The following is a 7,756-nucleotide window of genomic DNA, read 5'->3' on the forward strand; positions in this document are numbered from 1 at the left end:
ATGAATTGCCACAGCCACGCCAGACACGGGAGAGCCGGAAACGAATGAGCACCGGCGCCCTGTTCCAGGCGCCGGTGCTCATTCAGCTGCGTCGGTGTCAGTCCTCCGTGCGCGCCGACGTTCCGGTGACGCCGCCGAAGAGCTGGCCGCCGTTGTCGCCGCCGCCGTTGTTGCCGCCCTGGTCGAAGGCGACCAAGTTGACCACTGTGCCCTTGGCGACCTGGGTGTTCGGCTGGGGATCCTGCTGAAGAACGATGGCCTGGTCGTTCTGGGAGCCTTGGATATTGCCCACCGTCAGACCCGCGTCCTGAAGGGCCTTCTTGGCGTCCTTCACGGACAGCTGGGTCACGGTCGGCACCGCCACCTGCTGCTGTTCCGCCTGCTTGCCGATCTGGATCGTCACCGTGTCGTTCTTGTTGGCCTGGGTGTTGGCCTGTGGCGAGGTCGAGATGACCTTGCCGACCTGGTTCGGGTCCTGGGTGTCTACCTCGACGCAGTTGCCCTGCAGGTTGTTGGCCGTCATCTGGGCCTTGGCCTCGTCGCAGGTCTTGCCGAGGACGTCAGGCACGGTGGCCTTCTCTACGGCCTTGGCCACGGTGAGGGTGATCGTGGAGCCCTTTTCGACTTCCTTGCCGAGCTCCGGGTCCTGCTCTAGGACCGTGCCCTCCTCCTCCGTGGAGATCTTCTCTTCCTTCTTGACGTCGAACTGGTACTTGTCGCCCTCAAGAGTCGCCTTGGCGTCTTCAAAGGGGTCGCCGAGAACACTGGGCACTGCCACCTTCGGCGCACCGGTAGACACCACGACATTGACCTTGGTGTTCTTGTCGACCTCGGTCTTGGCGGCGGGGTCCTGTTCGCAGATCTGGCCCTTGGGCTGCTTCTCGCATTCCTTGGGGGTGACGGTCCCCATGACGAGATCGCTGTTGGTCAGCAGGGCCTTGGCGCTGTCCTGGGTTTGGCCGACCAGGTTTGGCACGGCAACCTGGCTGTTGCTCGCGTTATCCCCGTCGAAAACCCACTTCCCGATCAGCACCGCACCCACCAGCACCAGCACGGCAGCAAGGACCAGCAGGATCGTCGACGTGTTCGACTTCTTCTGGCGTCGCCGGTCCATGCGGTCGTCGTAGCCGAAGCCGCCGTCGTCGGGGTTCATGGGCGGCAGCATCGACGTGGCGCCGCCGTCCGCGGCGCGCAGGGCCGTGGTCGGCTGGTCGTCGGGGTAGCCGCCGTAGCCCACGGAGCCCATCGCGGCCGTGGCGGCGACGGGCTGGCCGTCTAGGCAGGCCTCGATGTCGGCGCGCATCTCGTCGGCCGACTGGTAGCGGTAGTTCGGGTCCTTGACCAGGGCCTTCAACACGATCGCGTCCATCTCGGGCGTGATCTCGGGGTCGAAGACGGACGGAGCCTGGGCCTCTTCGCGTACGTGCTGGTACGCGACGGCGACCGGGGAGTCGCCCACGAAGGGCGGACGGACCGTCAGGAGCTCGTAGAGCAGGCAGCCGGTCGAGTACAGGTCGGACCGGTTGTCGACCTGCTCGCCCTTGGCCTGCTCCGGCGAGAGGTACTGGGCGGTGCCGATCACCGCGGAGGTCTGCGTCATCGTCATGCCGGAGTCACCCATCGCACGGGCGATGCCGAAGTCCATGACCTTGACCTGGCCGTTGCGGGTCAGCATGACGTTGGCCGGCTTGATGTCGCGGTGGACGATGCCGGCGCGGTGGGAGTACTCCAGGGCCTGGAGGATGCCGATGGTCATCTCCATGGCGCGCTCCGGCAGCAGCTTGCGGCCGGAGTGGAGCAGCTCACGGAGCGTCGAGCCGTCCACGTACTCCATGACGATGTACGGAATCGACACGTTGTCGATGTAGTCCTCGCCCGTGTCGTAGACCGCGACGATCGCGGGATGGTTGAGCGAGGCGGCCGACTGGGCCTCCCGGCGGAACCGGGCCTGGAAGGACGGGTCGCGCGCGAGGTCCGCGCGCAGCGTCTTCACCGCCACGGTGCGGCCGAGCCGGGTGTCATGCGCGAGGTAGACCTCCGCCATGCCACCACGACCGAGCACCTGGCCCAGTTCGTACCGGCCGCCGAGGCGACGCGGCTCTTCCATAGCTACCTACCAGCCCTCTCCGTCGGTCCCGCCGTCACCCTTGTGGGTGCGTCGGTGTGCCGTCCGGGCATACCGTACCCGGCTCATCTTGTGTGACCTGGCCAAGCCCGTAACCCGATACAGGACCGGTATCGCAACGTGCACCGATGTGAAGGGGACGTGAGCGGGGTCACTTCTTGCTCTTGATGACCGCCTCCATGACGCTCTTGGCGATGGGGGCCGCCAGGCCGCCGCCGGAGATGTCGTCGCGGACCGCGTTCTCGTCCTCGATCACGACGGCCACGGCGACCGGTGAGCTGTTGTCGCTGAGCTTGGCGTAGGAGATGAACCACGCGTACGGGTTCTCGCTGTTGTCCACACCGTGCTGCGCGGTACCGGTCTTGCCGCCCACCTTGACGCCGTCGATCTGCGCCTTCTTGCCGGTGCCGTCCGAGACGACCGTCTCCATCATCGACTGCAGGATCTGCGCGTTCTCCGGGGACAGCGGCTTGCTCATCTCCTCGGGCTTGGTCGTCTCCAAGGCGTCGAGGTTGTGCGTCTGGAGCTCGTCGACCATGTACGGCTTCATCAGGGTGCCGTTGTTGGCGACGGCCGAGGCGACCATGGCCATCTGCAGCGGGCTGGCGGCGGTGTTGAACTGGCCGATGGAGGACAGCGCGGTCTGCGAGGGGTTCATGTCGTCGGAGAAGACCGACGCGCTGGTGCGGACCGGTGTGAACTGCTCCTCGGTGAAGCCGAACTTCTTGGCTTCCTCCAGCATCTTCTCGTTGCCGAGGTCGGAGCCGACCTTGCCGAAGACGGTGTTGCAGGACCACTGCAGCGCGACCCTGAGGGTGGCGTTCTTGCAGGGGATGGTGCCTTCGTTCTTCAGCTCGGTCGTGGTGCCCGGCATGGTCCACGGCAGCGGCGTCTTGGTCGGCTGCTCCGCGTCCTTGTACAGGCCGTTCTCCAGCGCGGCGGCCGCGGTGACGACCTTGAAGGTGGAGCCGGGCGGGTAGACCTCGCGCAGCGCCCGGTTGAGCATCGGGTCGTTGGCGTTGGTCTTCTTCTGGAGCTTCGCCCAGGCGTCTTCGTCGGAGGTGCTGCCGCCGGCGATCGTGGAGGGGTCGTACGACGGGAAGGACGCGAGGGCCAGGATCTTGCCGGTGGAGGGCTCGATGGCGGCGACGGCACCCTTGCCGCCCTGCGCCTTCAGGCCGTTGTAGGCGGCCTTCTGGGCGGCGGCGTTGAGGGTGGTGACGACGTTGCCGCCCTCCTTGTCCTTGCCGGTGATCATGTCCAGCGTGTTGCGGAAGAAGAGCCGGTCGTCGGTGCCGCTGAGGATGCCGTCCTCGATGGACTCCAGCTGGTTGGCGCCGTAGGCCTGCGAGACGAAGCCGGTGACGGGCGCCCACATGGCGCCGTCCTTGTACGTGCGCTTGTACTTGAAGTCGCCCGACGTCTCCTTGTACCCGGTGATCGGGTTGCCGCCGACGATGATGTCGCCGCGGGGGGTGGCGTAGCGGGCGATGAGGACGCGGCGGTTGTCGGGGTCCTCGCGCAACGTGTCGGCCTTGACGTACTGGAGCCAGTTGTCGCGGATGAGCAGGGCGAGGACGAGGAGGCCGCAGAAGATCGCGATCCGGCGCAGGGGTTTGTTCATGACGGGCGGACCACCTGGGTCATTTCAGCGTCGGGGTTGGGTGCGGGCGCGGGTGCCGGGCGGCGCGCGGTGTCGCTGATGCGGATGAGCACACCGATGAGAGCCCAGTTGGCGATGACGGAGGATCCGCCGTACGCCAGGAACGGCATCGTCATACCGGTCAGCGGGATGAGGCCCATGACGCCGCCGGCGACGACGAAGACCTGGAGCGCGAAGGCGCCGGAGAGGCCGATCGCGAGCAGCTTGCCGAAGGGGTCGCGGGCGGCGAGGGCGGTGCGCACGCCGCGCTCCACGATCAGGCCGTAGATCAGCAGGATCCCCATGACGCCGGCCAGGCCCAGTTCCTCGCCGAAGGTGGCGAGGATGAAGTCGGAGTTGGCGGCGAACCGGATGAGCTCGGAGTGACCCTGGCCCCAGCCGGTGCCGAGGGTGCCACCGGAGCCGAAGGCCCACAGGGCCTGCATCGACTGCTCGGAATGGCCGCCGACGTTCTGCCGACTGAGGGTGTACTCGCGCATCGGGTCGAGCCAGGCGGCGACGCGCTGCTGGACGTGCGGTTCGAAGCTCGCCACACCGACGGCGCCGGCCCCGGACATCAGCAGACCGAAGACGATCCAGCTGGTCCGCTCGGTGGCGACGTACAGCATGATGACGAACATTCCGAAGAACAGCAGCGACGTACCGAGGTCGGTCTCGAAGACCAGGATGAGGATCGAGATCATCCAGACGACGATGATCGGGCCGAGGTCGCGGCCGCGGGGCAGGTACAGGCCCATGAAGCGGCGGCTGGCGAGGGCGAGCGCGTCGCGCTTCACCATGAGGTAGCCGGCGAAGAAGATCGCCAGCACGATCTTGGCGAACTCACCGGGCTGGATGGTGAAGCTGCCGACCTGGATCCAGATCTTGGCGCCGTAGGTCAGTTCGGCGCCGAGGCCCGGCACCAGCGGGAGCAGCAGCAGGAACAGCGCGCCGGCCATGGAGATGTAGGTGTAGCGCTGCAGCGTGCGGTGGTCCTTGAGGAAGACCAGCACCGCGATGAACAGGGCGATCCCCATGGCGGTGTAGATCAGCTGGTTGGTCGCCTTGCCGCCGGCCTGCCCGATCTGCTGGAGCAGCTTCGACTGGTCCAGCCGCCAGATCGCCACCAGCCCGAGCCCGTTCAGCAGCGTGGCCAGCGGCAGCAGCAGCGGGTCCGCGTACGGGGCGAACTTGCGTACGGCGAGGTGGCCGATGCCGGCCAGGAGGCCGAGGCCGAGGCCGTAGCTGAGGAGGCCGGCCGGGACCTCGTCGTTGATCGCCAAACCCACGTTGGCGTAGGCGAACACCGGGATGACAACCGCGAACACCAGGAGCGCGAGTTCGGTGTTGCGCCGGCTCGGCGCGCCGATCGCGCCGATCGTGGACGTGTGGTGCGTCGGCGAGTTCGTAGTACTGCTCATCGTGTGACGGGGCCTCTCACGGCTTGCCTACTGCGTACCGCAGTTCGTTACGACCTTCTGCTCTTCCTCCGAGAGTGTGGGGCCGGGGCTTGGCGTGGCAGTCGGTGTCGGGGAGGTGGAGGGGGGCTGGGTCGAGGGCTTGGAAGCCGACGGGTTCGGCGTCGGTGTCGCCTTGGACGTAAAGGAGGTACGGGTGGTTCCCGTGGTGCCTCCGGCCTCGCCCTCGCCGGTCTTGGAGTTCTGCTCGCTCTGCGCGGCCTGCTGCTCGGACCGCTTCTTGCACGCGGTTGCCTGCACGGCGAGTTCGTCGATCTTCGCCTGGGCGTCCTTCAGGCCGCCCTCGGCGATGGTCGCCTCGACGAGCTTCTTCTGGTACGGCGGCAGGTACTTGAGTTCGATCTCGGGGTGGTCCTTCTCCACCTCCGACAACGAGACCCAGGCCAGGTCCTGGCTGATCCCGCGGTACAGGGCGACGTGTTCCTCGTTGGCGCCGACGTAGTACTGCGTCTGGGTCCAGCGCCAGCCGCCGTACAGGCCGCCGCCGATCACTCCGAGCGCGAGCGCGATGTAGAAGGATCTCTTCAGCCACGTGCGGCCCTTGCGGGGCTTGACGAAGTCTTCGTCGGTGTAGTCGCCGAAGCTGCCGCTCGGGACGTAGCCGGTGGTGTCGCCGGAGCCGGGCGGCCCGAACTCGCCGCCTCCGCCGCCCTGTCCGGGCACCTGGCGGCCGAGCCCGGAGGCGCGTCCGGCGGGGGTCTGCATGATGCCGTTGTCGTGCAGGTGGTGCTGCTGGTTCTCGGCGACCGCGCCGACCACGACCGGGGTGTCGGACAGCTGCCCGGCGAGGGTGTCGCCGGTGTCCAGGTCGAGGACGTCCGCGATGATCACGGTGATGTTGTCGGGGCCGCCGCCGCGCAGCGCCAGCTGGATGAGCTCCTGGACGGTCTCCTGGGGGCCCTGGTAGCTGGCGAGGGTGTCTTCCAGGGTCTGGTGGGACACGACGCCGGAGAGGCCGTCGGAGCAGATCAGATACCGGTCGCCGGCGCGGACCTCGCGGATGGACAGGTCGGGTTCGACGTGGTCGCCGCTGCCCAGGGCGCGCATCAGCAGGGAGCGCTGCGGGTGGGTGGTGGCTTCCTCTTCGGTGATCCGGCCCTCGTCGACGAGGCGCTGCACCCAGGTGTGGTCCTGGGTGATCTGGGTGAGGACGCCGTCGCGCAGCAGGTAGGCGCGTGAGTCGCCGACGTGGACGAGGCCGAGGCGCTGTCCGGTCCACAGCAGTGCCGTCAGGGTCGTCCCCATGCCTTCGAGCTGGGGGTCCTCCTCGACCATGGCGCGCAGCTGGTCGTTGGCGCGCTGGACGGCCGTACCGAGTGAGGTGAGGACGTCGGAGCCGGGGATGTCGTCGTCGAGGGCGACGATGGTGGAGATCGCCTCGGAGGAGGCGACCTCGCCCGCGGCCGCGCCGCCCATGCCGTCGGCGATGGCGAGCAGGCGGGGTCCGGCGTATCCGGAGTCCTCGTTGCCCTCCCGGATCATGCCTTTGTGCGATCCGGCTGCGAAGCGCAGTGACAGACTCATGCGCACCTCGCCCGTTGGCTCCGGGTACATCCGCACGGTGCCCACCCTCCGGTCGGGAGCGCGCCGGGGCCCGAGGTGTGGGCCTCCGCTGCGTGCTCGCTCCGCTCGCTCATTGTCGTACTACTTCCGCAGCTCGATGACGGTCTTGCCGATGCGGATCGGCGCGCCCAGCGGAATCGGTGTAGGGGTCGTCAGCCGCGTTCGGTCGAGGTACGTGCCGTTGGTGGAGCCGAGGTCCTCGACGATCCACTGGCCGTCGCGGTCCGGGTAGATCCTGGCATGCCGACTGGAGGCGTAGTCGTCGTCCAGCACGATCGTGCTGTCGTGTGCCCTGCCCAGGGTGATGGTCTGGGCCTGGAGCGCGACGGTGGTGCCGGTGAGCGTGCCCTCGGACACGACCAGCTTGGTGGGGGCGTTACGGCGCTGGCGGCCGCCGCCCTGCTGGCCGCGCTGCTGCGGAGGCGCCGCCTGTCGTGCGGCCTGCTGCGGCCGGGCGGCCTCGCGGCGCGATCCGCGCTGCGTGACACGCGTACCGAACAGGTCGCTGCGGATGACCTGCACGGCCACGATCACGAACAGCCACAGGACGGCCAGGAAACCCAGCCGCATGACCGTGAGGGTCAGCTCTGACATTGCCCCCGCTTCACCCTTCGGCTTGCCTATAGAGAACGGTGGTACTGCCCACGACGATCCGCGAGCCGTCGCGGAGCGTAGCGCGGGTGGTGTGCTGCCCGTCCACCACGATGCCGTTGGTGGACCCGAGATCCTGGATCGTCGAGGGCGTTCCGGTCCGGATCTCACAGTGCCGGCGGGAGACGCCGGGGTCGTCGATCCGCACGTCGGCTTCGGTGCTGCGGCCCAGCACCAGCGTGGCGCGGGAGATCTGATGGCGGGTGCCGTTGATCTCGATCCAGTAGCGGGTGCGGCCACTGGCCGCGGGTGTGGCAGGGGGGCGCTGGCCGCCCGCGGGCTGCGGGTAGCCGTAAC

General features: G+C 68.0%; 6 protein-coding genes. All 6 read right to left on the reverse strand.

Annotated features, from left to right (window positions below; all coding sequences use genetic code 11):
• Positions 1 to 97: 97 nt before the first annotated feature.
• Positions 98 to 2,107 carry a Stk1 family PASTA domain-containing Ser/Thr kinase gene (gene pknB, locus POF73_RS38025; protein ID WP_272123869.1) on the reverse strand — a complete coding sequence of 670 codons (2,010 nt, stop codon included), beginning with the start codon at positions 2,105 to 2,107 and terminating at the stop codon, positions 98 to 100.
• Positions 2,108 to 2,276: 169 nt separating this feature from the next.
• Positions 2,277 to 3,749: a peptidoglycan D,D-transpeptidase FtsI family protein gene (locus tag POF73_RS38030; protein ID WP_272123870.1), complete on the reverse strand. Its 1,473-nt coding sequence runs from the start codon at positions 3,747 to 3,749 to the stop codon at positions 2,277 to 2,279.
• On the reverse strand, positions 3,746 to 5,188 hold the full coding sequence (locus POF73_RS38035) for an FtsW/RodA/SpoVE family cell cycle protein (protein ID WP_272123871.1): 1,443 nt from the start codon (positions 5,186 to 5,188) through the stop codon (positions 3,746 to 3,748). The genes POF73_RS38030 and POF73_RS38035 overlap by 4 nt, the downstream gene beginning before the upstream one ends.
• A 27-nt stretch (positions 5,189 to 5,215) precedes the next feature.
• Positions 5,216 to 6,799, reverse strand: coding sequence for a Stp1/IreP family PP2C-type Ser/Thr phosphatase (locus POF73_RS38040; protein WP_272123872.1), 1,584 nt, complete (start codon positions 6,797 to 6,799; stop codon positions 5,216 to 5,218).
• Between the two features lie 90 nt (positions 6,800 to 6,889).
• The gene (locus POF73_RS38045; RefSeq protein ID WP_272123873.1) at positions 6,890 to 7,402 is read right to left on the reverse strand and encodes an FHA domain-containing protein FhaB/FipA; all 513 of its coding nucleotides are present in this window, start codon (positions 7,400 to 7,402) and stop codon (positions 6,890 to 6,892) included.
• 10 nt (positions 7,403 to 7,412) lie between these two features.
• A partial coding sequence (locus tag POF73_RS38050) for an FHA domain-containing protein (RefSeq protein WP_272123874.1) occupies positions 7,413 to 7,756 on the reverse strand: 344 nt, incomplete at its 5' end.

This window comes from Streptomyces sp. HD, from assembly GCF_028369295.1.
In the GTDB taxonomy this organism is placed as follows: domain Bacteria; phylum Actinomycetota; class Actinomycetes; order Streptomycetales; family Streptomycetaceae; genus Streptomyces.

Excerpts from the sequence above, each read along its gene's own strand:
- POF73_RS38045 (WP_272123873.1), bottom strand. The coding sequence starts at position 7,402 with ATGTCAGAGCTGACCCTCACGGTCATGCGGCTGGGTTTCCTGGCCGTC.
- POF73_RS38030 (WP_272123870.1), bottom strand. The coding sequence starts at position 3,749 with ATGAACAAACCCCTGCGCCGGATCGCGATCTTCTGCGGCCTCCTCGTC.
- POF73_RS38040 (WP_272123872.1), bottom strand. The coding sequence starts at position 6,799 with ATGTACCCGGAGCCAACGGGCGAGGTGCGCATGAGTCTGTCACTGCGC.
- POF73_RS38035 (WP_272123871.1), bottom strand. The coding sequence starts at position 5,188 with ATGAGCAGTACTACGAACTCGCCGACGCACCACACGTCCACGATCGGC.
- pknB (WP_272123869.1), bottom strand. The coding sequence starts at position 2,107 with ATGGAAGAGCCGCGTCGCCTCGGCGGCCGGTACGAACTGGGCCAGGTG.